This window comes from Vibrio barjaei, assembly GCF_001639065.2.
Lineage (GTDB): Bacteria > Pseudomonadota > Gammaproteobacteria > Enterobacterales > Vibrionaceae > Vibrio > Vibrio barjaei.
Window position 1 is genome coordinate 209,896 of the sequence record NZ_LQXO02000006.1, and the last position, 23,623, is coordinate 233,518.

Sequence of the window (23,623 nt, forward strand, 5' to 3'; positions counted from 1 at the left end):
ATTACACTGATTTGTCGTACTCAACTTGACTCAGTGTATCATCACGTTATGGTTCGAGTAACGAATTAACCTCTCAGAACCGAAATTTAGCGGGTCTGAAAGTTCAAGCAAAAAGAAGGTTCAGTATGGACGTAGAACAACTCTTAGAAGCCATGACTCCGGATGTTTATGAGAGACTTCTGTATGCCACTGAAACTGGTCGCTGGCCAGAAGGTAGTAGATTATCTCAAGACCAAAGAGACTCTTGTATGCAAGCGGTAATGCTTTATCAATCGAAGCATAATGTAGACCCTCAGCATATGTCGGTCGCCGCAGGGGGCGAAATTAGCTTTAAAAGCAAAGCTGAGCTAAAAAAACAATTCAGTGCGGAACAGCAAGACATAATGAGAGTTAAAGTGAGTAACGAATAAAAAAGGGGCGATGAGCCCCTTTTATTTTACTTTTTGTTAGCCAGCAAGTACGTCCGTTGCAACTTTGTAGCTCGGATCTTCTTTGACATTGATTTCGACTAAGCTGCCGGCTTTTTGTAACAGTGCGCGGCAGTCAGGACTTAAGTGCCTTAAGTGAAGTGTTTTACCTACCGCTGCATAACGTTCTGCTAACGTCTCGATTGCTTCAATAGCCGAGTGGTCTGTAACGCGCGAGTTGGCAAAATCAACGATGACATCTACTGGGTCGTTCTTAGCATCAAACAACTCTAGGAAGTTTGCCGCAGAGCCGAAAAAGATAGGTCCGTTTACTTGGTACTCTTTAGAGCCTTCAGCATTGATGCTGCTACTTGCGTAGATGTGTTTTGCGTGTTCCCAAGCGAACATAAGCGCAGAGACAACGACACCCACAGCAACCGCTACGGCAAGGTCAGTCAGAACGGTAACTACCGTAACCAGCACAATAACAAAGAAATCTTGTTTAGGTACACGGCGTGCAAGCTTAAAGGTCGCCCATTCGAACGTCCCAATCACAACCATAAACATTACGCCTACTAGTGCGGCTAACGGAATCATTTCGATAAGTGCTGCTGCAAACAGAATAAACATTAGTAGTGCAACAGCTGCAACGATACCTGACAAACGGCCACGACCACCAGAGTTCACGTTGATCATTGACTGGCCGATCATGGCACAGCCACCCATCGCACCAAACACCGAACAGGTTACGTTTGCTAGACCCTGACCTACACATTCACGGTTAGATTGTCCACGTGTATTGGTCATTTCATCAAGCACGGTCAGTGTTAATAGTGACTCGATTAAGCCTATTGCCGCCAAAATAATAGCGTATGGCAGAATGATCTGTAGGGTTTCAAGCGTCAATGGAACCGCTGGGATAGAGAATTCTGGCAGAGAGCCCGCCAATGTCGCGTTCATATCACCCGACATCGAGCGCAGAAAATCGACAACAGTGCGTGTATCCAAACCAAGACCCTGAACCAATAAGGTAACAGTCACGATAGCAACTAACGATGATGGAACGGCGGTAGTTAGCTTAGGTAGAAAGTGAATAATACCCATAGTCAACGCAACTAATCCAAGCATCAGCATCATTTGATCTTGAGGTAGCCAAGTTAAGGCGCCTGAAAGGTCGGGGGCTTTAAATTGTCCAAGCTGTGCTAAGAAGATAACGATCGCAAGGCCGTTAACGAAGCCGATCATAACAGGGTGGGGTACCATGCGAATGAATTTACCCAATTTAAATAAACCTGCACTGATTTGTAGTAGACCTGCAAGCATAATAGCGGCAAAGAGATATTGTACTCCGTGAGTTGCTACTAGGCTGACCATTACTACAGCCATTGCGCCTGTAGCGCCAGAGATCATGCCCGGACGGCCACCGAAGATAGAAGTGACTAAACCGACGATAAACGCGGCGTATAGGCCAACCATTGGGTCAACACCGGCAACGAACGCAAAAGCAACCGCTTCTGGCACTAATGCCAACGCAACGGTAAGGCCGGATAGAACATCGTTTTTTACCGAGTGCTTGGAAAACTGTGGAAATTCAAACATGTAATTGTGCTTACTTATGTTGTTGGATTTATATGGATTTCATCCAGCGCAAATTGAGACGTTCAAAGTGTAGAATTGCTATATGAATAGCATAGGTGAAAATGATTCGTCGTCATTATCCATTTTCTATATGACATAGATATGGCGCATTGTTGATGAAATAATCAAAGCTCGGCATGCTACAGAAATGTGAACAAAACTTCAATATTGAAAGAAAGTGTTTCTATGCCAAGTAGCATCTTATGTCTGCAATTTCCGCCGACTATTCCTCAATAATAAAAAAGGCTGCGATATTCGCAGCCTTTTCAATTTTTCCTTTCTACTCTACGAACTAGTAGTTAGGTTTTGTCATTTCTGCTGATGCAGAATTAGTGGCAACTTGGCTGCCCGCACCTTTCTGTTGGTAGCGCTCAGCTTTAACCGGTGCAGCTTTGATGATAATTTCACCAAGTTCCTGCTTGCCTTCAGCCTTAGCCATTGGTGCACTCGCGTGGCCTTTGAAGCTAACAGTCGCTTTCTCTACAACAGGGCTTACTGGAGTAGGCTCCACGACAGTAGGTTGCTCTTCAACAACTGCATTTTCCGCTACTGAGACTTCAACCATAGGCTCGGTTTCAACAACGGTTTCTGCGGCAGGCTCAACGATTGCTGGTGCAGTTTCCACAACTGGTTCAGCAACAACTTGAACTGGCTCAACTGCTGCTTCAACGACCGCTTGCTCAACCTTAGGTTCTGTGACAGCAGGTGCTTCAATAGCTTCAGGCTTACGCATTACGATAACCTTACCCATTGCCATCTCAGGCATAGCAACACCGGTAGTTGTGACTAACTCTTTAACTTCCGCTTCAGGTTTCGCTTTTGCCTTAGGTTTCACAATGCCATAGCTCGGCATTACTTTACCCATCGCCATTTCAGGAGAAGCTACACCACCCTTGCGTAGGCGGAATGGGTTAGGGCGACGATCGCGACCACGACGACGACGTTGACCACTTGCACGTAAGTGACGAGGCGAACGACGGTTACGACGTTGTTTACCTTCCTCTTTCGCTGGAGCTTCTGTTGCTGCTTCAGGTGCTTGAGGCTTTTCTACTGCAGTTTGAGCTGTCTCAACAGGCACAACCTGAGTAGCTTGCTCTTCCTGTTGTGCTTTTTGATCTTTTACGCGCACTTGCTTAGAAAGCTTACGACGCTGACGGCGCTCTTTAACTTTCGCCGCTTTTTCTTCAGAACGAGGTGCTTTTTTCTCAGCTTGAACATCAGCTGCGATTTGTTGACCTTGCTCTTCTACTTTTGATTTGCCGCTTGCTTCATCGCGTTTTTTATTACGACGATCTTGCTGCTTACCGCGACGATTTTGCTGTTTGCGTGACTCTTGAGCATTGTCGATAGACTCTTTCTCTTCGTCACGAGCAGGTTTGTTACGGCGATTCTTGTTACGATCATTATCGCGAGAATCTTTATTATTACGACGACGTTGATCGTTGTTTCGATTACGACGCTGTCTGCCATTGCGATTTTTAGGTGCTTCTTCTTTCTTCTCTGGCTCTTTCACAGGCTCTTCATTTGAAGAGAAAAGTGAACCGATAGCAGAAAGGATGCGAGAAATCAGACCTGGCTGTTTCTCTTCTTTCTTCGTTTCTACCTTAGCAGGCTTACTTGGCTTAGGAGCTGGAGTCGGGGCGTTTTGAGTAGGCGTTGCAAAACCTTGCAGTGCAGGCTGCTCAATCTTACGCGGTTTAGCCTCAACTTCGGCTTCCTTAGCTTCAGCCTCTTTAAGTGCTTCTAGCTTTTTAGGTAGCAGGTATGACAACAGGTCTTGTTCTTCACCTTCACGAACACGGATTACCTCAAAGTGAGGTGTTTCCATATCAGAATCAGGAACAATAGTGATCTTAACATCTTGTACGCGCTCAATGTGGTTAATGGAGCGACGTTTTTCGTTTAGTAGGTAAGAAGCAATTGGCACTGGCACGATGGCAAGAGCTTGAGACGTGTTGTCTTTCAAGGCTTCTTCTTCGATGAGACGAAGTACTGATAGTGCTAATGACTCGTTATCACGCACCACACCCGTACCAGTACAACGAGGGCAAATGTGATGACTTGCTTCAGCCAAAGATGGGCTCAAGCGTTGACGAGACATTTCTAGTAGACCAAAACGAGAAATACGACCTATTTGAACACGAGCGCGATCAATTCGCACTGCTTCGCGTAGACGATTCTCAACCTCACGTTGGTGGCGCACAGGTGTCATATCGATAAAGTCGATAACGACGAGACCACCTAGGTCACGAAGGCGTAGCTGACGAGCAATTTCATCTGCTGCTTCAAGGTTAGTATTCAGTGCAGTTTCTTCGATATCGCTGCCTTTGGTAGCGCGGGCAGAGTTGATATCGATAGAAGTAAGTGCTTCAGTTGGGTCAATAACGATAGAACCACCAGATGGAAGCCTCACTTCGCGTTGGAACGCTGACTCGATCTGGCTTTCAATCTGATAGTGACTAAATAGCGGTACTTCACCTTCGTATTTCTTCACTCGGTTCACAAAGTCTGGGCGAACCAGTTGAATGTGCTGACGAGCACGCTCATAGATGGTATTGCTATCAATTAAGATCTCGCCAATATCGCGACGTAAGTAGTCACGAAGTGCACGAACGATAACGTTACTTTCTTGGTGGATTAAGAACGGAGCAGGGTTTTGGTCTGCTGCACCCTTAATGTTTTCCCAGTTGTTTAGGAGGAAACGCAAATCCCACTCCAGCTCTTCTGCACTTTTGCCCACGCCCGCAGTACGAACGATTAGGCCCATACCTTGTGGTAGTTCTAGAGTGCTCAAGGCAGCTTTTAGCTCTGTACGCTCTTCACCTTCAATGCGACGAGAAATACCGCCAGCACGAGGGTTGTTAGGCATCAGTACTAAGTAACTACCTGCTAGAGAGATGAAGGTTGTCAATGCAGCACCTTTGCTACCGCGTTCCTCTTTCTCAACTTGCACGATCACTTCTTGGCCTTCGCTCAAGACATCTTTAATGCTTGGGCGACCTTGGTAGGTGTAGCCTTCAGGGAAGTATTCGCGTGCAATTTCTTTGAGAGGGAGGAAGCCGTGGCGTTCGGCACCGTAGTCAACAAAAGCGGCCTCTAGGCTAGGCTCAACTCGAGTGATACGTCCTTTGTAGATATTCGCTTTTTTAGATTCGTGACCTGGACTTTCGATATCAAGATCGAATAGTCGCTGGCCATCGACCAAAGCGACACGCAACTCTTCTTTTTGAGTTGCGTTGATTAACATTCTTTTCATTACAGAAATTCTCGTTGTATTTTCTTTGTTTTCATCAGTGCTCTTGTCACAGTTTTCGTAAGTCGTGGTGCCGGATCCCATGGCTTTGTAAAATGCAGCCTCCCGGCTGGAAGGGATGCTCTTGGGCACTACAGTCTTCACACAGAACTTTCGCTGTGTGCTCCGCATATGTGGCGGTGATACTCAACACGATTACGTGAGTAGGTGACAAGGAAGTCTTAGCGATCAACGTCTTATGCCAGTTGCTGCGTCTCAAAACTAAGCGTTCTACTCATAGTTAAAATTGCTCAAAGATAATATCGACAAATCATAAATCGATTTTAATTACCTATTGCAGCTGTGAACTATAGCAGCGCAGCGAATTATCAGCAATCAGCTTTAGTATAAACCACAGAAAAAAATCTGATTCTGCCTAGGCAATGTACGTTTAATGTGCTGATTTTAAGCGATAATATCTCAGCAAGCGTAAAAGCTGGTTCAAACTGGTTGATTTCTATCCACAGCTTGTTCAGTCAATGGCTAAGCGCGTGTTGTTGATGGTTTTTCCACTATCTCATCGACAAAATTACCAATAGAAAGCGTTATTTTCTTGCCGCTTTGAATGTTATAATAGCGAAATGAGTGAAATTAGAACTAAAGTCCAATTTGTCGATATTGACGACGATATGGCTGGTCAGCGCATCGATAACTTTTTGCGCAACCAATTGAAAAACATTCCTAAGAGTGTTGTGTACCGAATTGTGCGCAAGGGTGAGGTACGTGTAAACAAAAAGCGTGTCAAAGCGGAATACAAGCTTCAAGCAGGTGATAGCGTCCGTATACCTCCTGTCACAATTGAAGAGAAGCAAGAAGAAACGCCGATCAGCACAAAATTGAATAAAGTAGCAGAACTTGAGTCGCAAATTATTTATGAAGACGACCACATGCTGATCTTAAATAAGCCATCTGGAATTGCGGTTCATGGTGGTAGTGGTTTGAAGTTTGGTGCGATTGAAGCACTAAGGGCCTTACGGCCACAAGCACGCTTCTTAGAATTAGTGCACCGTATTGACCGTGATACCTCAGGTATTCTCTTAGTTGCGAAGAAGCGATCTGCTTTGCGTCATTTGCAAGCTCAGTTTCGTGAGAAGACCGTGCAGAAGTATTACTTCGCCCTAGTCATGGGGAAATGGAAGCCTAGTTGTCGAGTAGTAAAAGCTCCGCTGCTAAAGAATGAAGTGAACAGTATTGTTAGGGTTAACCCTAATGGAAAACCTTCAGAAACTCGCTTTAAAGTATTAGAGTCGTTTGAGCAGGCAACGCTGGTTCAAGCAAGTCCAATTACCGGGCGTACCCACCAAATTCGAGTACATACTCAATATACTGGCCATCCGATAGCATGGGATGATCGCTATGGTGATCGCCGATTTGATGCTTATACAGCGAAAGTGGGCCTAGACCGTTTGTTCCTGCATGCTGCAAACATTGTCTTTGTGCACCCAGCGAATGATGAAAAAATGGAAATACATGCTGAGATGGAGCCAAAGTTGCAGCAAGCGATTAAAAAGCTAAAAGCAGGCGTGTAACTTGAGAACTATAACTAGAGCGGAGTGCTTCAATCCCAGAAGCACTCCGCTTTTGTTTATACGCTTCTGTTTTTAAGCTAGTGGAGATATGCCTTGTTTCTCTAAGAGAGTGACAAGATCAATGAGAGGTAGTCCGACTAAAGTATTTGGGTCTTTACCATTGAGTTGACTAAATAACGTGATACCGAGCCCTTCGCTCTTAAAACTTCCGGCACAGTATAGTGGTAGTTCCATATCGACATAACGCTCGATTTGAGTGGTCGTTAATTTTCGAAACGTCACATCAAAAGTATCAAGAACGGTTTCCGATTGTTGAGTTTTGGTGTTGTAGACTGCTAGTCCAGTATAGAACCGAACAGTTTTTCCACTTTGTTGCTGAAGTTGGTGTATTGCATTGCTGCGAGTCAACGGTTTGCCGATGATATTGCCATCGATGACGCAAACTTGATCGCTGCCAATAATGACGGCGTCTTTTTCATTTTTTAACGCACTCGCTTTTGCTAATGCGAGTCGCTGAACTAGCTCTGTTGCCGTTTCGTGCTCTTGTGCAGTTTCTTCAACGTTTGGTGCAATAGCTTCAAAGTCTAAACCTAATTTGGATAAAAGCTCCGCACGGTACGGAGACGTTGAGGCTAAAATGAGTCGAATTGTTTTCATTTTGGTACAGTTTTTCTTATCATAATTGCAGATTCTAGACATAATGTTAGATTCTTAATCTGTAGGCAAAAAAAGTACAACTTTTTAGCCTTTTTCTTTGACTAAATCCGTTTTGGAAGATAATATTCGCGCCCTATGCAAAAGGTAAAAATACCGCGAACTGTTGACCCGGGTAAGACAGCACAAAAAAGATTGGACTTTGATGGCATCATCCAAGTAAGTCTTTTTAAGCGTCTGAGCGAGTCAGTTAGTAGCGTAAAACGCGATGCTGAAGTGACATTGTCCTTTGGGCATGATGAACAGCGACTCGTTGTTATCTCTGGTAAAGCTAACATCGAAGTTGATTTGGAATGTCAGCGTTGTAATGAGATTTTCACACATCTGTGTGAAGTTCAATTCACTTACACTCCTTACTATAGTGAGAAAAGTGAAGAGGATGCACCGGAAGATTATGATTTGGTAGATCTTAATGAGTACGGTGAGGTCGATCTCATACAATTAGTTGAAGACGAGTTCATCTTAAACCTGCCTCAAGTCGCAATGCACGATATAGCAAATTGTAGCGTTGACTCAAACAACATGGTTTTTGGAGATATTCCGGAAGAGGTTCCAGAAGATAAGCCAAATCCATTTGATGTTTTAAAGAGCTTAAAGCGTGAGTAACACTGTTACTGACGTTTAAATTACTAACATAGGAGTAGGGTCCATGGCCGTACAAAAAAGCAAGAAGTCACGTTCTATGCGTGGCATGCGTCGTTCACATGATGCGCTAACTTCAGCTGCACTATCTGTAGACGCAACTTCAGGTGAAACTCACCTACGTCACAATGTGACTGCTGACGGTTACTACCGTGGCAAAAAGGTTATCAACAAGTAAGGTTGACCTTTGCATAATATAACCGTTGCACTTGATGCAATGGGCGGGGATTTCGGTCCTTCCGTAACAGTGCCTGCCGCCGTGCAGGCACTGTCGCTTTTCCCAGAGCTAAAAGTGGTTCTTGTCGGCGACGAACCGTCGATAAATACACAACTCAATCAACTAGGTTACCAACGCACTGCCCGTTTAGAGGTTATGCATAGTGACCGAGTCATCTCGAATTCAGAAAAGCCCTCCTTTGCGCTTAGAAACAGTCACGATACCTCAATGCGTATTGCGATTGATCTCGTTGAGTCAGAAAATGCTGATGCTTGCGTAAGCAGCGGTAACACCGGCGCACTAATGGCATTATCTCGCTTTCGACTGAAACTGTTACCAGGTATTGATAGGCCTGCTTTAGTCACCGCGTTGCCGACTGTGTCGGGAAGCAAGACGTGGATGCTCGATCTAGGTGCCAACGCATCGGTCGATGCGGATTCTCTCTTTCAGTTTGCGGTCATGGGCAGTGCATTAGCAGAACAGCATTTAGGCAGAAAACCAAAGGTCGCCATCTTAAACATTGGCGCTGAAGAAATAAAAGGCAACGATCTTGTAAAACGTTGCGCTGAAATGCTTACTCAAACGCAATCTATCAACTATATTGGTTTCGTCGAAGGTAACGAGTTGTTACACGACGCCGCCGATGTCGTTGTTTGCGATGGATTTGTTGGAAACACAGCGTTGAAAGCGTGCGAAGGAACGGCTCAACTGATTTTAGATAAACTAAAAGCAAAACTGACCGCCTCTACATGGAAAGGATGGGTAGCAAGAATATTGTTTTCCGATCTCATAACTGAGGTGAAAACACTGAACCCCGACCAGTATAACGGGGCAAGTTTGTTAGGATTGCGCGGCATTGTCATAAAAAGCCACGGAAGTGCTGATATTTCAGCACTTGTTCATGCAATAGGCGAAGCGGTTCACGAGGTTAAACGCCAAGTCCCGAACCAAATCAGCGATCGTCTAGAAGCAGTGTTACTCGAGAGGCAGTATTAGTCTTCATGTATAGCAAAATTTTAGGTACGGGCAGCTACCTGCCATCTCAGATTCGTACTAACGCGGATCTAGAGAAAATGGTAGATACGACAGATGAATGGATCGTAACTCGCACAGGTATCAAAGAGCGACGAATTGCCGCAGAAGACGAAACTGTTGCAGATATGGGCTACGAAGCTTCGGTAAGAGCTATCGAAATGGCTGGTATCGATAAAGATGACATTGATCTCATTATCGTAGCAACGACCAGCAGTAGCCATGCTTTCCCATCATCCGCATGTCAAGTTCAAGCAAAACTTGGTATTAAAGGTTGTCCTGCATTTGATATGGCGGCAGCATGTACTGGTTTCGTTTATGCACTATCAGTCGCTGACCAGCACATTCGCTCTGGTATGGCTAAAAATGTTTTAGTTATCGGTTCTGATTGCTTATCGAAGACAGTTGAAGACATTGATCGTTCGACTATTATTCTGTTCGGCGACGCGGCAGGCGCAGTCGTACTGGGTGCTAGCGAAGAACCTGGCATTATTTCTACTCACCTATACGCTGACGGTCGATTTGGAGACTTGTTAAGTCTTGAGATGCCGGTACGCGGTGGTGAACTTGATAAATGGCTGAATATGTCAGGCAATGAAGTCTTTAAGGTTGCGGTGACACAATTGTCAAAGCTGGTTAAAGACACATTAGCGGCAAATGATATGGATAAGTCAGAGCTAGATTGGCTTGTTCCGCATCAAGCGAACTATCGAATTATTTCAGCAACAGCTAAAAAGCTTGGTATGTCGATGGATCAAGTGGTGGTTACCCTTGATCGTCATGGGAATACCTCTGCGGCAACGGTTCCTACTGCACTAGACGAAGCAGTACGCGATGGCCGTATTAAACGTGGACAAAATCTGTTGCTGGAAGCCTTTGGTGGCGGATTTACTTGGGGATCGGCGCTTGTTCGTTTCTAATCCCAGCAAAATCCAAACCAATACTAATTTAGATTGCGTTGTTTAAGGAAATAACGATGAGTAATTTTGCAATCGTGTTCCCTGGTCAGGGTTCACAAACAGTTGGAATGCTTGCAGAACTGGGCGAGCAATATGATGTAGTTAAAGCGACATTTGCTGAAGCATCTGAGGCACTTGGTTACGACTTGTGGGCACTTGTTCAAAATGGTCCAGTTGAAGATCTAAACCAAACTCACCGTACTCAGCCAGCATTGTTAGCCTCTTCAGTCGCTATTTGGCGTGTATGGCAGGAGCAAGGACTAGAACAGCCAGCTCTTTTGGCAGGTCACAGTCTTGGTGAGTACTCTGCATTAGTTTGTGCTGGTGTTATCGATTTTAAAGAAGCGATCAAACTGGTTGAGCTTCGTGGTCAATTAATGCAAGAAGCAGTACCAGCAGGTGTTGGTGCGATGTATGCGATCATCGGTCTTGATGATGAGTCTATTGCTAAGGCTTGCGAAGAAGCTGCTCAAGGTGAAGTCGTTTCTCCAGTTAACTTTAACTCTCCAGGTCAAGTTGTTATCGCTGGTAACAAAGCGGCAGTAGAACGTGCAGGTGCACTTTGTAAAGAAGCTGGTGCAAAACGCGCGCTGCCTTTACCTGTGTCAGTACCATCTCACTGCGCACTGATGAAGCCTGCTGCTGATAAACTCGCAGTTGCTCTAGACGCGCTTGAATTTAATACTCCAGAAATATCAGTGATCAACAATGTTGATGTCGCCGCTGAAACTGACCCTGCGAAAATCAAAGATGCATTAGTTCGTCAACTTTACAACCCAGTTCGTTGGACTGAAGGTGTTGAGAAAATGAGCGAGCAAGGCGTAGAGAAATTGCTGGAACTTGGTCCTGGTAAAGTACTAACAGGTCTAACGAAGCGAATCGTTAAGACATTGAGTGCTGCAGCAGTAAACGATGCTGCGTCACTTGAAGCGGTAAAATAAAAGGAACGCGATAATGATGAACCTTGAAGGCAAAATTGCCTTAGTAACAGGTGCTAGCCGTGGTATCGGTCGCTCAATTGCCGAGCTATTGGTAGAGCGCGGTGCAACAGTAATCGGTACAGCAACATCTGAAAATGGTGCTGCGGCGATCAGCGAGTATTTAGGTGAGAATGGTAAAGGTTTGGCACTAAACGTGACAGATACCGACTCAATCGAAGCAGTACTAAAGCAGATCAACGCTGATTTTGGTGCGATCGACATTCTTGTAAACAACGCTGGTATTACACGCGACAACCTTCTTATGCGTATGAAGGACGACGAGTGGACAGATATCATGGACACTAACCTAACGTCTATCTTCCGCCTGTCTAAAGCAGTACTACGCGGTATGATGAAGAAGCGTCAAGGTCGTATCATCAACGTAGGTTCTGTTGTTGGTACTATGGGTAACGCAGGTCAAACGAACTACGCGGCAGCGAAAGCGGGCGTAATTGGTTTTACTAAGTCAATGGCACGTGAAGTTGCATCTCGCGGTGTGACCGTGAACACAGTTGCACCAGGTTTTATCGAAACAGATATGACAAAAGCACTGAATGATGAGCAACGAGCTGCTACACTAGCCAACGTACCTGCTGGTCGTTTAGGTGACCCTCGTGAAATTGCGTCTGCTGTTGCATTCCTTGCATCACCAGAAGCGGCATACATCACAGGTGAGACACTTCACGTAAATGGTGGCATGTACATGGTTTGATCTGTGCAACATTTGTGCATGATTTAAGTCAAAAATGTGCTGAATTTCGGTTAAATTCGCTAAAATTGTGGTTTGACCAGCAAGGACCCCCTTGCAACTTTCAATAGTTCGAATAAACTACGGAAACATCGCATAAAGCGAAATCTGTAAAGGAAAAGAAAAATGAGCAACATCGAAGAACGCGTAAAGAAAATCATTGTTGAACAGCTAGGTGTAGACGAAGCAGAAGTTAAGAACGAAGCTTCTTTCGTTGACGATCTAGGTGCAGATTCTCTAGATACAGTTGAGCTAGTAATGGCTCTAGAAGAGGAATTCGACACTGAGATTCCTGATGAAGAAGCTGAGAAGATCACTACTGTTCAAGCTGCTATCGACTACGTAAACAGCGCTCAGTAATATCTCTTTCCAGGCGGCCTTCTGGCCGCCTGTGTTTTTTTAAACGTCTTCTATCCTTTCAAATAGAATCACAAATATCCCGGAGAATAAAATCGTGTCCAAGCGTCGTGTTGTTGTCACTGGCATGGGTATGTTGTCACCGGTAGGCAACACCGTAGAATCTTCATGGAAAGCCCTTTTGGAGGGTAAGAGTGGTATCGTAAATATTGAACATTTCGATACAACCGATTTTTCAACTCGTTTCGCTGGCTTAGTAAAAGACTTTGATGGTAGTGAATACGTGTCTAAAAAAGATGCTAAGAAAATGGATTTATTTATCCAATATGGCATCGTGGCAGGCATGCACGCTCTCAAAGACTCTGGTTTAGAAGTCACTCCAGAAAACCAACACCGTGTCGGTGTAGCTATTGGTTCTGGTATTGGTGGTCTTGACCTAATCGAAGCGGGACATCAAGCGTTGGTAACGAAAGGCCCACGTCGTGTAAGCCCTTTCTTTGTACCTTCGACTATCGTAAATATGGTTGCTGGCCAACTTTCTATTCTTGCTGGTCTTCGTGGTCCTAACGTCGCAATCTCTACTGCATGTACGACTGGCCTTCACAATATCGGTCATGCTGCACGTATGATTGCGTATGGTGACGCTGAAGCAATGGTAGCGGGTGGTGCGGAAAAAGCCTCTACGCCACTTGGTATGGCAGGTTTTGGTGCGGCTAAAGCGCTATCTACTCGTAACGACGAGCCACAAAAAGCGTCACGTCCTTGGGACGTTGACCGTGATGGCTTCGTACTGGGTGACGGTGCAGGTATGATCGTTCTTGAAGAGTATGAGCATGCTAAAGCGCGTGGCGCGAAAATTTATGCTGAGCTTGTCGGCTTTGGTATGAGTGGTGATGCTTACCACATGACTTCACCAAGTGAAGATGGCTCTGGTGGCGCTCTAGCGATGGAAGCTGCACTTCGTGATGCAGGCATTACTGGTGAACAAATCGGTTATGTGAACGCTCACGGTACCTCAACACCAGCCGGTGACGTTGCTGAGATTAAAGGCATTAAACGTGCTCTTGGCGAAGAAGGTGCGAAGAAAGTGCTAGTGTCATCGACAAAATCGATGACAGGCCACCTTCTAGGCGCAGCGGGTTCAGCGGAAGCGATCATCACTATTATGTCTTTGGTTGATCAAATTGTTCCGCCAACGATTAACCTAGATAATCCAGATCCTGAGTGTGATGTAGACTTAGTTCCACATACTGCACGCAAAGTTGACATGGAATATGCACTTTGTAACTCATTTGGATTTGGCGGTACTAACGGTTCATTGATTTTCAAAAAGATGTAACCCGCGGTAATCGTACAAGACACTTGTATTCAAACGGCTTGATGCTTAGCATTAAGCCGTTTTGTTTTTAAAGGAAGAACTATGTTTTGGCGTGATGGAAATCAAGTCGACCATGTTTCAGTTACGGACAGAAGTTTTCAATATGGTGACGGTTGCTTTACAACGATTCTGACTAAGTCAGGCAAAATGCAGTTGTGGGGTCAACATGTTAAGCGAATGGAACGGGCTTTACTGCGTCTGAAGATAGCGGCTGTAGATTGGCAACAGATGAAGGCAGAACTTGAGCGAGTTGTGTCACGCAAAGCACTAGCTGGCATTAAAATACATGTGAGCCGTGGTGAAGGAGGGCGAGGTTATAGTCCTTGTGTCAATCGAGGCCCTTTGATTACCCTAAGCCAGTTCGATTTCCCTGATAGCTATACTGAATTACGCCAAGTTGGCCTTGAGCTGACACTTTGTGAAGTCGCATTGGGGCTAAACCCGTTGCTAGCGGGGTTAAAGCATAACAATCGTCTGGAGCAAATCCTTGCAAAGGAAGAAGTTGAACGTAGTGACCGTCTCGATGGAGTCGTGTTGGATATTAACGGTAACGTGATCGAAACTACAATGGCGAATATCTTTTGGATTAGGGATGGTGTACTTCACACGCCAAGTCTTGATATGGCCGGAGTAGAAGGTGTTATGCGTGAAGAAGTTATACGAGTAGCAAATCAAGATGAGCTGCCGATCTCAATCGACTCTTTTAAGCTCAACACATTGATGTCCGCAGATGAGATATTCGTTAGCAATTGTATTTTAGGGGTTGCGCCCGTAACCAAAATTCAGGATGCTCAATTCCCTATTGGAAGCATGACAAGACGTATTCAGGAGAAGTTAGGTCAGTGATAAAGAAGTTTTTGTTTGCAGTGGTTGTTTTAGGAGCAATTGCTTTAGGTGGCTTTCTATATGTTAAACAGAGCGTAAACGAATTTATCGCTCAGCCGTTGAATATTGAACAACCACATCTTGTAACCGTGGAGCGAGGTAATAATCTCAATACGGTCATCTCAACATTCGTAGACGATCAGTGGATTAAGCCTACTCAATTTTCATCTCTTATTCGTCGTTTTCATCCGAATCTTACTCAAATAAAAGTGGGTACCTTCGAAGTCCTACCGGGGATGACTTTTGAGCAAGCACTCAACGCGATCATTGATGGCAAAGAATATCAACTCGCGATCACTTTTATCGAAGGGTCTACTTTCAAAGAGTGGCGAGAGCAGTTCAAACAAGCAGAATATCTTGAGCATGAGACAGACACGTTAACAGAAGCAGAAATTGCGCAGCAATTGGGTATTGAACGTGAAAAGCTGGAAGGGCTGTTTCTTGCTGAGACCTATCATTATTCTGTTGGTGATAGTGATTTAGACATCTTGAAGCGTGCTCATCGAAAGCTGAATGTTATCCTAGAGCAGAGCTGGGAGACTCGACAAGATAAATTACCCTTAAAGAATAGCTATGAGGCACTGATACTCGCTTCTATTATTGAAAAAGAAACCTCGGTACCATCAGAAAGAGAGCGAGTAGCGTCTGTCTTCGTGAATCGACTCAATAAGCGTATGCGACTTCAAACCGATCCTACCGTTATTTACGGAATGGGCGATCGTTACGATGGCAATATTAGAAAGAAAGATCTCCGAGAGGCAACTCCGTATAACACTTATGTCATCAATGGTTTGCCACCTACGCCAATTGCTATGCCAGGCAAAGCGTCTATCCTTGCTGCAGTAAATCCTGAAGATAGCAATTACTTATACTTTGTTGCGAGCGGTACAGGTGGACATGTATTTTCCAAAAATCTACGAGACCACAATCGAGCGGTCCAACAATACTTAAGACAATTAAGAAGTAAAAAATGAGCCAAGCAAAATTTATCGTTATTGAAGGACTAGAAGGTGCAGGGAAAAGCACAGCGATCAGTACATTGCGAGCTGAGTTGGATGCAGCTGGCATTCAGGAAATCGTTAATACACGTGAACCTGGAGGGACAGTTCTAGCAGAAAAAATGCGAGCCTTGGTCAAAGAAGAACACGAAGGCGAGCCGCTGCAAGACCGCGCTGAGTTACTGTTAATGTATGCATCACGTATCCAATTGGTTGAGACAGTGATCAAGCCGGCGTTAGCAAAAGGTGCTTGGGTAATTGGTGATAGACATGACATGTCTTCACAAGCATACCAAGGCGGTGGTCGTGAAATTGATCAAACTGTGATGTCTTCGCTAAAGCATATTGCCATTGGTGAATTCAAACCCAATTTTACTTTGTATCTGGACATCGACCCACGTTTAGGTCTTGAGCGTGCACGTGGACGAGGTGAACTCGACCGAATCGAAAAAATGGACATTAGTTTCTTTGAGCGCACCCGTGAGCGCTATCTTGAAATGGCGAACAATGATGAGTCAGTTGCTATTATTGACGCGAGCCAGAAAATTGAAGATGTACAGCACTCGATCCAGCAGGTTGTGCGTACTTGGTTAGCAAAGCAAAAAGGGTAATCTATGCAAGTCTATCCGTGGTTAGTACCAATTTGGTCGAAGCTTAAGGATAACCTTGAACGACAGCACGTGCCCGGAGCGATGTTGATTCAAGCTAAGGTAGGTTTGGCTCCGGAATCACTGATTGAACGATACGTCGCAGGGCTGATGTGTCAAAACGACAAGTCTGAACCTTGCGGATTCTGCCATTGTTGCGATTTACTTAAGGCCAGTGGACACCCCGATGTTCACTATGTGCTTCCCGAGAAAGATAAAAAATCGTTATCCGTTGAGCAGATACGACAAGCAAACAAGTGGGCATTAGAGTCTTCTCAGTTTGGTCACTATCGAGTTATTGTTATTCCTCAAGCCGATCGTATGAATGCCTCGGCAGCCAATGCGCTGTTAAAAACACTCGAAGAGCCTCCGGCGCAATGTTTGTTTATTTTGTTGACTGATAACACCAAGTTATTGCTGCCAACGATCAGAAGTCGTTGTGAAGTGTGGCATGTTTCATCGCCTTCCGAACAAATGTGTATTGACTGGGTTAGCAAAGAGATAGGAAAGCCCGTCCCTCGTCATTCTGCGCTACTTTGCCATTTTGAACCGATTTCAACGCGTCAGTTTGTAGAGTCGGGACAAAATAAAGAGTATCAAGCGTTAATTGGCGCCTTCATCGGTTTTATTCGTAGTGATGGTTTAGATACTAATGAATTTATCACAGCGTTAATGAAGAATAGTAGCGAGCTTTCTACTCAGCTCAATTGGTTGTGGTTACTTCTTAGCTGTGCTCAAAAATCTTCCTTAGGTATTGATATTCAAACGTCTTTACCTGAAGCGAGCCAAATTGCTGAAGTGTACGGTTACGAAAGCCTATATACGCATGCTCAGTCGCTACAAGCACTGAGCGAGCAATTACGTTCCTTTCCAGGCCTTAACACTGAATTACTCGTGGCTGATTGGCTTTATGGGTTGAACTAAGTCTAGAATTAGTCATTGCGCTATATTACTTTGAACGAGCTTGGCTAACGCAAAGCTCGTTCATCATTATCAAATTTAAGTTAGAAAATTATGTTTGTAGATTCTCACTGCCACCTAGACAAACTCGACTATGAGGATGTCCATTTGGACATTCAAGATGTGATTCATAAAGCTAAATCAGCCAATGTCGAGAAGCTGTTATCAGTGGGTGTGACATTAGGTTCATTTCCAAAGATGTTGGAGTTAATAGAACCTTATTCAGAGGTTATGGCCTCATGTGGTGTCCATCCATTAGACGTTGAAAGTGACTTCTCTCTTGAGCTGTTTAAGCAATATGCCTCACACAACCGAGTGGTTGCTATTGGTGAAACAGGACTGGATTACCACTATCAACCGGAAACAGCCGTCCTTCAGAAAACCCGATTTGAGCAACAGGTAGAGGTAGCGGTTGAGGTTAATAAGCCCCTGATTATTCATACGAGAAACGCACGTGAAGACACTTTAGCTATTCTGAAAAATGGTTCGGCTGACAAGTGTGGTGGTGTCATACATTGTTTTACAGAGGATTTGCCATTTGCTCAGGCAGCGATGGAGTTAGGCTTCTACATTTCTATCTCTGGAATTGTCACTTTTAGGCAAGCCAAAGAGCTGAAAGAGGTGGTTAAAGAGTTGCCGTTAGAGCGACTGCTTATTGAAACAGATTCGCCTTACCTTGCTCCTGTTCCTCATCGAGGGAAAGAGAATCAACCGGCTTATGTAGTTGAAGTTGCAGCGTACATAGCACAGTTAAAAGGGGTATCTCTTAAAGAAGTCGGTGAAAAAACAACCCAAAATTACCACGATCTATTTTTGCGATAAAAAATAAGTTTCTCGCTAAGAGTGATTAAAAAAGGCGCATATTGCGTCTTTTTTGTTTTCTAAAATTGAAAAAGTCAAAAAAAGTCAATGTTCACCAAATCTGTTGAGAAAAAAGTAGTGAGTCTGCACAAACTGTAATTATGTTACGTAAAATAACTTAAGAGTGTATTTTATTCACTGCGTAAAATTAATTAATGTTAATATTAACATTAATTAAAACAATGACTTATGATTTGTGTAAAGCATTACATTTTGGCTAATGAACTGTGATCCAAGCGTAGTTTTGAAACTAAATTTCGTAAGTGTGTAGAAACCATGAGGGGCATCAATATATATTTAGAGGCAGAAAATATAATTCAATTCGTGGTTACATTTTCTATGGGTGCTAACATTTAAGGCTACGGGGGTGTGCCGTTAGAGCCCATAAACTAATAACTTTATCAGGAGCATAAACATGTTTAAGAACCTTTTTGCTAACCTGCAAAAAGTTGGTAAGTCTCTGATGCTACCAGTATCGGTGTTACCAGTTGCAGGTATTCTACTTGGGGTAGGCGCTGCCAACCTTGGCTTCATCCCAGATGTTGTTTCTAATCTAATGGAACAAGCTGGTGGTTCAGTATTCGGCCAAATGGCTCTTCTATTCGCTGTGGGTGTTGCACTAGGCTTCACTAACAACGATGGTGTTGCAGGTCTTGCTGCAATCGTTGGTTACGGCATCATGACAGCTACGCTAAGCGTTATGGCTGGCGTAATGGGTGTTGAAAAAATCGATACAGGTGTACTAGGTGGTATCCTTGTCGGTGGTGTGGCTGCTTGGGCATTCAACCGTTTCTTCAAAATTCAGCTTCCAGAATATCTTGGTTTCTTCGCTGGTAAGCGTGCTGTGCCAATCATCACTGGTTTCACTGCAATCGCACTAGGTATCGTACTATCTATCGTATGGCCACCAATCGGCGCTGCAATCGGTGCATTCTCTCACTGGGCTGCTGAGCAAAACCCACAACTAGCATTCGGTATCTACGGTGTTGTTGAGCGTTCTCTAATCCCATTCGGTCTACACCACGTTTGGAACGTACCATTCTTCTTCGAAGCAGGTACTTGTGTAAACGCAGCGGGCGAAACTCAAAACGGCGTACTAACTTGTTACCTAGTTGCAGATGAAGCATCTCGTGCTGCTGGTAATGGCTTCGGTCAGCTAGCGGGCGGTTACATGTTCAAGATGTTCGGTCTACCAGCTGCTGCAATCGCTATTGCACACTGTGCTAAACCAGAGAACCGCGCGAAAGTTATGGGTATCATGGCTTCTGCAGCACTAACATCGTTCCTAACAGGTATTACTGAGCCAATCGAATTCTCATTCCTATTCGTTGCTCCAGTACTATACGCAATCCACGCTCTACTAGCTGGCTCTGCATACGTTGTTGCTAACACTCTAGGTTTTGTACACGGTACTTCATTCTCACACGGTCTTATCGACTTCCTAGTTCTTTCTGGCCACGCTCAGAAAATGGGTCTGATGATTGGTGTTGGTCTAGTATACGCGGCAATCTACTACTTTGTGTTCCGTACAGTTATCACTGCAATGGACCTTAAGACTCCAGGTCGTGAAGACGAGTCTGAAGATGCAGCTGCGGCAGTTTCTGGTAGCGAAATGGCTGGCGAACTAGTTGCGGCATTCGGTGGTAAAGCTAACATCACAGGTTTAGACGCATGTATTACTCGTCTGCGTGTAGCGGTAGCTGACACTGAAATCGTTGACCAAGATAAGCTTAAGCAACTTGGTGCGGCAGGTGTAGTTGTAGTATCAGGTGGTGTTCAAGCTATCTTCGGTACTAAATCAGATAACCTGAAAACAGATATGGACGAGTGGATTCGTAACCACGGCTAATCAACACGTTCAATAACAATGGAAAGGGAAGCATTTGCTTCCCTTTTTTTGTTTGTGTGAAGTGGAAATTCTTGCTCTCTGTTTTCCTTGTCATGACATTTGTACTACGTGCCTCTCTAGAATGCCGTTATTCCAACTTACATGCCAGACGATATAAGCTCTCAATTAAGCAGAAGAGCAGGCATGAACAATCAGAGAGCAAACCTATGAAAATTAAATTTCCTTTGGTAGTGGTATTTACTATGGCTACCATTTCGTCATTTGCAACGTTTGCAAGCAATACTGCTGGCGGTGAAGAGCAATGGCAAATTGTTGAAGAAAACCAAACTGCTACTCCAGCGGCAAGTAAGCCAGCCCAAAGCAGTCAAAAATCTAATCAGTCTAGAAGTTCATCGCGCAGCAGCGGTGGTAACTCTGGCTTCAAGATCGGTATGGGACTGGATCAAGGATTAAGTATTGTTGGTCAAATCAATAATACTGTTAACTTTGCCGTGGGCAACGATGGTGTTGCTGCGGACTATATTTTTAGTCGTGGACAATTTGGTGGAGACGTACCGTTTAGCTGGTTTGCTGGCGTTGGTGGTCAAATTCAACGTTCTGACAAGTTTGGACCGCGTGTTGCACTTGGCGTAGAACTCCCTTTTGCACGCAGTTGGGACGCTTACGCTCAGTTAACACCGAATCTGATGTTTGATAATAGTGATTTGAAGTTAGGTATTGGTGCGGGTATCGGTGTTAGATACAGCTTCTAAATTGAATCATAAAAAATGCCAGCATTTAGTTAGATGCTGGCATTTTTTTTAAAAAAGAAATTTTGGGTTATTTATCCATGGCTTTCTTAATACAGTAGGATGCACCACCCCATGTAATGCCAAGTCCTAAAACCATCATAAAGATTGCACTGACCGTCATATTACGCCTCTTTCTTACTGGTTAAATTAATCACGACTCCGACCACAACGAGCAGCCCCATAAGTCCCCATCCTAACAAAAGCAGATCCGATTGGTCGTAACCACCATAGCCTTCGGTAAAGAGAGCTTTAAACTTCGTGGCGACGATAATTGCTAGGATGACAGGAGTAATGAATCGAAGACATACGTCGAACCAAGTACCAATAGTGAAGTCGGATATTTGATTGACATAGTCACGTACATCCGCAATTTTTAACAACCAAGCCATAAGTATAATTTCGATTAAGCAGCTTGCGACGATACCAACGTTATTTGCGAAATGGTCGACAAGGTCGAGCAGTAGTAAACCTCCGTTAGTGGCAAAGGCCATAGAGATAACTAAGCCTGCACCACAGATAACGCTTGCCGCTTTATTTCTACGCCACTTCAGCTTGTCAATGACGGCAGATGTCACAGCTTCCATAATAGAAATGTGTGAGCTCAAACCTGCGATGACAAGTGCAAAGAAGAAAAGTGGCCCTAGGATATATGGAGCTGGTAGTAAGTTAATCGCTGCCGGTAAAGTTACAAATGCAAGACCAACCCCTGCGGTAACGACTTCAGTCAAAGGTTTACCCTGTTCTTGTGCCATATAGCCCAAAACAGAGAAAATCATGATACCCGCTAGTATTGAGAAGCCGCAGTTAATAAGGACTGTCATAAACGCGTTATTGGTGATATCTGACTTCTCGGGTAAGTAACTGGAGTAGGCGAGCATGATGGCAAAGCCAATGCTTAACGTGAAGAAGATCTGCCCATAGGCGGCTGCCCAAACTTTTACATCCCAAATCTTGCTGAAATCAGGTTCAAACATATAGTTGACACCATCTAGTGCGCCTGGAAGGAAGATCATACGACCGATCAGCAGTAAAACCATGATAAACAGTACAGGCATCATGATTTTCGCCGCGCGCTCAATACCAGATTTAACGCCACCTGCAATTGCTGCATAAGTAATGGCCCAAGCAATAAGCATCGACCCTGCTATTTTCCATTGAATATCACCAAGGTTACTCGGAGAGTTGTCACCAAGCTGCAAGTATTCACTGAAGAAAAACGCATTGGTATCGGTTCCCCAACTTTGCGTGAAAGACATACCGAAGTATGAAATAGCCCATCCGATAACCGCCACATAGTAAACGGCGATGGTGGCTGCGACACCAACTTGAAACCAACCCAGCCATTCAAACTTGCTGTTGATTTTAGCCAAGGTTGCTGGCGCAGAACCGCGATACTTCTGACCCATACTGAACTCTAAGATCATAAAGGGGATACCGGCAGTAATCATGGCGAACAAATAGGGAATAAAGAACGCACCACCGCCATTTTCATAAGCCATATAAGGGAAACGCCAGATATTACCAAGTCCAATGGCTGAACCTACCGCTGCAAGTATGAATCCCGCTCGAGATCCCCACTGTTCACGTTTCATAATTAACTCCTTTTAGTGAATCTTCTACATGGCGTCATCTATATTTAAATCCAAATATTGTTCTGGAATGGATGTTTCTGCTTATTGATGAATATTCAAATAATATATTTTCTAAAATGGTTCTTAGTTTGAATATTACTCTGCATAGAGTGATTAAAATAGATGATGCGACTGGGTTTTGTGCTTTCTAATGTTTTGTAATGAAACATTTAGCTACAAATTAAAATCAGAGTAACGCCGTTATTGCTTGATCGCAATAGATTTCACTGTGAGGGAATGAGCTGGTATCTAGTGATTAATCTCTTGTGATTGAGGTATTATGGATTTATATGTCAAATTGATGAGTTTTCACTCTCTATGCTTCTTTTTTCTTTTATAAAATTCAGTGAAATATTCTTAAAAATTTCCTGTGATTTTATCTGGCCATATATCGCCGTGTAGCATAAAAGTTCTCGTAATGTACTGTAAATGTTAACAATTAAGTTAGAATCTGAAACTGATGCCAAAATTGGTTTGAAACTGATTCATCCATTTGGTTTTAAAGCCGATAAGACAGCTTTGGTCTTCTGTCGGCAAGTTACAAATGGATATGGTTTCGTTACTCACTACGGTGCCTTGCCAACGAATTTGCCCGTTTAAAGCGAAGTTTTTGGTTAGATGATATTCCATTCCACCAAATATACTTGCCGCAAATCCAGTATGTGACTTAGTCCACTCCCCAGAAGTATGAGATGCGCCAAGTCCTGCTCCTATGTATGTAGAGGTTTGGTCGTTAACTCGATATTCAGCGCTACTTTGAAACTGGAGGTATTGAATTTGAGAGTCCAAGTTTAAGGTATCTAATGAAGAGTCTTGCTGAGAGTAAAATACACCCATTCGCCCGTTACGAAATGGCAACTCAATCGCTAATGCTGCATTTGCCGATGGGGAAATATCATAACTCTCTCCATTGCCATTTTCCGCAGCACCTCCCATCGAGTAGCCGATAAACGGTGTCACAATGACACTGGCATAACTTGAAAAGCTTAAGAGTGTCGTGACAAGGGGGAGCAGTAAGAACCTGTATATCATTTTTGCTTTCCTCTAAATAAGAACCGATTGGCTACAATTCACGTCTGGGATGTACTAGTTTTAATTATAGTGTGAC

The 23,623-nt window shown here is 44.1% G+C and carries 23 protein-coding genes; 17 read left to right on the forward strand and 6 right to left on the reverse strand.

All coding sequences use genetic code 11. The features are described from left to right. The first annotated feature begins 125 nt into the window (after positions 1-125). Positions 126-410, forward strand: a complete 285-nt coding sequence (locus tag AWH66_RS03615) for a YeaC family protein (protein WP_031494478.1) — start codon at positions 126-128, stop codon at positions 408-410. A gap of 36 nt (positions 411-446) precedes the next feature. On the opposite strand, the gene AWH66_RS03620 is transcribed toward AWH66_RS03615, so the two are convergent. Both AWH66_RS03620 and rne read right to left on the reverse strand, forming a co-directional pair. Continuing rightward, on the reverse strand, positions 447-2,006 hold the full coding sequence (locus AWH66_RS03620) for a SulP family inorganic anion transporter (protein ID WP_063605672.1): 1,560 nt from the start codon (positions 2,004-2,006) through the stop codon (positions 447-449). Between the two features lie 331 nt (positions 2,007-2,337). After that, the gene (gene rne, locus AWH66_RS03625) at positions 2,338-5,301 is read right to left on the reverse strand and encodes a ribonuclease E (protein ID WP_063605834.1); all 2,964 of its coding nucleotides are present in this window, start codon (positions 5,299-5,301) and stop codon (positions 2,338-2,340) included. Between the two features lie 617 nt (positions 5,302-5,918). On the opposite strand from rne, the gene rluC reads away from it, so the two are divergent. After that, positions 5,919-6,866: a 23S rRNA pseudouridine(955/2504/2580) synthase RluC gene (gene rluC, locus AWH66_RS03630; protein WP_063605671.1), complete on the forward strand. Its 948-nt coding sequence runs from the start codon at positions 5,919-5,921 to the stop codon at positions 6,864-6,866. A gap of 72 nt (positions 6,867-6,938) precedes the next feature. Here rluC and AWH66_RS03635 read toward each other — a convergent pair whose 3' ends face one another. Beyond that, positions 6,939-7,523, reverse strand: a complete 585-nt coding sequence (locus AWH66_RS03635) for a Maf family protein (RefSeq protein ID WP_063605670.1) — start codon at positions 7,521-7,523, stop codon at positions 6,939-6,941. 135 nt (positions 7,524-7,658) lie between these two features. Here AWH66_RS03635 and yceD point away from each other — a divergent pair, with 135 nt between their 5' ends. The 15 genes from yceD to AWH66_RS25305 all read left to right on the forward strand — a co-directional run bounded on the left by yceD (position 7,659) and on the right by AWH66_RS25305 (position 20,845). Continuing rightward, positions 7,659-8,186, forward strand: coding sequence for a 23S rRNA accumulation protein YceD (gene yceD / locus AWH66_RS03640; protein WP_063605669.1), 528 nt, complete (start codon positions 7,659-7,661; stop codon positions 8,184-8,186). Positions 8,187-8,229: 43 nt separating this feature from the next. Next, positions 8,230-8,400: a 50S ribosomal protein L32 gene (gene rpmF / locus AWH66_RS03645; protein WP_031493499.1), complete on the forward strand. Its 171-nt coding sequence runs from the start codon at positions 8,230-8,232 to the stop codon at positions 8,398-8,400. Positions 8,401-8,409: 9 nt separating this feature from the next. Then, positions 8,410-9,435, forward strand: a complete 1,026-nt coding sequence (plsX, locus tag AWH66_RS03650) for a phosphate acyltransferase PlsX (protein ID WP_063605668.1) — start codon at positions 8,410-8,412, stop codon at positions 9,433-9,435. 5 nt (positions 9,436-9,440) lie between these two features. Further along, positions 9,441-10,391 (forward strand): beta-ketoacyl-ACP synthase III, encoded by a 951-nt coding sequence (locus AWH66_RS03655; protein ID WP_063605667.1) that lies wholly within the window; start codon positions 9,441-9,443, stop codon positions 10,389-10,391. A gap of 56 nt (positions 10,392-10,447) precedes the next feature. Further along, on the forward strand, positions 10,448-11,371 hold the full coding sequence (gene fabD / locus AWH66_RS03660; RefSeq protein ID WP_063605666.1) for an ACP S-malonyltransferase: 924 nt from the start codon (positions 10,448-10,450) through the stop codon (positions 11,369-11,371). A gap of 16 nt (positions 11,372-11,387) precedes the next feature. Then, positions 11,388-12,122 (forward strand): 3-oxoacyl-ACP reductase FabG, encoded by a 735-nt coding sequence (gene fabG / locus AWH66_RS03665; protein ID WP_062460413.1) that lies wholly within the window; start codon positions 11,388-11,390, stop codon positions 12,120-12,122. A gap of 162 nt (positions 12,123-12,284) precedes the next feature. Beyond that, positions 12,285-12,518, forward strand: coding sequence for an acyl carrier protein (acpP, locus tag AWH66_RS03670; protein WP_004406112.1), 234 nt, complete (start codon positions 12,285-12,287; stop codon positions 12,516-12,518). Between the two features lie 94 nt (positions 12,519-12,612). Further along, complete coding sequence (gene fabF / locus AWH66_RS03675) at positions 12,613-13,854, forward strand: beta-ketoacyl-ACP synthase II (RefSeq protein WP_063605665.1); 1,242 nt, start codon at positions 12,613-12,615, stop codon at positions 13,852-13,854. Positions 13,855-13,935: 81 nt separating this feature from the next. Then, on the forward strand, positions 13,936-14,739 hold the full coding sequence (pabC, locus tag AWH66_RS03680) for an aminodeoxychorismate lyase (protein ID WP_063605664.1): 804 nt from the start codon (positions 13,936-13,938) through the stop codon (positions 14,737-14,739). Then, positions 14,736-15,752, forward strand: a complete 1,017-nt coding sequence (gene mltG, locus AWH66_RS03685) for an endolytic transglycosylase MltG (protein ID WP_063605663.1) — start codon at positions 14,736-14,738, stop codon at positions 15,750-15,752. Before pabC ends, mltG begins: the two co-directional genes overlap by 4 nt. After that, entirely contained in the window at positions 15,749-16,387 is a 639-nt protein-coding gene (tmk, locus tag AWH66_RS03690; RefSeq protein ID WP_063605662.1) for a dTMP kinase, read from the forward strand. The genes mltG and tmk overlap by 4 nt, the downstream gene beginning before the upstream one ends. Positions 16,388-16,390: 3 nt before the next feature. Then, a complete protein-coding gene (gene holB, locus AWH66_RS03695) occupies positions 16,391-17,347 on the forward strand; it encodes a DNA polymerase III subunit delta' (protein ID WP_063605661.1) in 957 nt (318 codons plus the stop codon). A gap of 90 nt (positions 17,348-17,437) precedes the next feature. Then, complete coding sequence (locus AWH66_RS03700; protein ID WP_063605660.1) at positions 17,438-18,205, forward strand: TatD family hydrolase; 768 nt, start codon at positions 17,438-17,440, stop codon at positions 18,203-18,205. A gap of 454 nt (positions 18,206-18,659) precedes the next feature. Beyond that, positions 18,660-20,093, forward strand: coding sequence for a PTS glucose transporter subunit IIBC (gene ptsG / locus AWH66_RS03705; protein ID WP_063605659.1), 1,434 nt, complete (start codon positions 18,660-18,662; stop codon positions 20,091-20,093). 206 nt (positions 20,094-20,299) lie between these two features. Further along, positions 20,300-20,845, forward strand: coding sequence for a hypothetical protein (locus tag AWH66_RS25305; protein WP_083399946.1), 546 nt, complete (start codon positions 20,300-20,302; stop codon positions 20,843-20,845). Positions 20,846-20,912: 67 nt separating this feature from the next. On the opposite strand, the gene AWH66_RS25630 is transcribed toward AWH66_RS25305, so the two are convergent. The 3 genes from AWH66_RS25630 to AWH66_RS03720 form a co-directional block, all read right to left on the reverse strand. Then, positions 20,913-21,005 carry a MetS family NSS transporter small subunit gene (locus AWH66_RS25630; protein WP_006075081.1) on the reverse strand — a complete coding sequence of 31 codons (93 nt, stop codon included), beginning with the start codon at positions 21,003-21,005 and terminating at the stop codon, positions 20,913-20,915. Between the two features lies 1 nt (position 21,006). Next, positions 21,007-22,476, reverse strand: coding sequence for a sodium-dependent transporter (locus tag AWH66_RS03715; RefSeq protein ID WP_063605658.1), 1,470 nt, complete (start codon positions 22,474-22,476; stop codon positions 21,007-21,009). A gap of 483 nt (positions 22,477-22,959) precedes the next feature. After that, positions 22,960-23,547: an outer membrane protein gene (locus AWH66_RS03720; protein WP_063605657.1), complete on the reverse strand. Its 588-nt coding sequence runs from the start codon at positions 23,545-23,547 to the stop codon at positions 22,960-22,962. Positions 23,548-23,623: the final 76 nt, after the last annotated feature.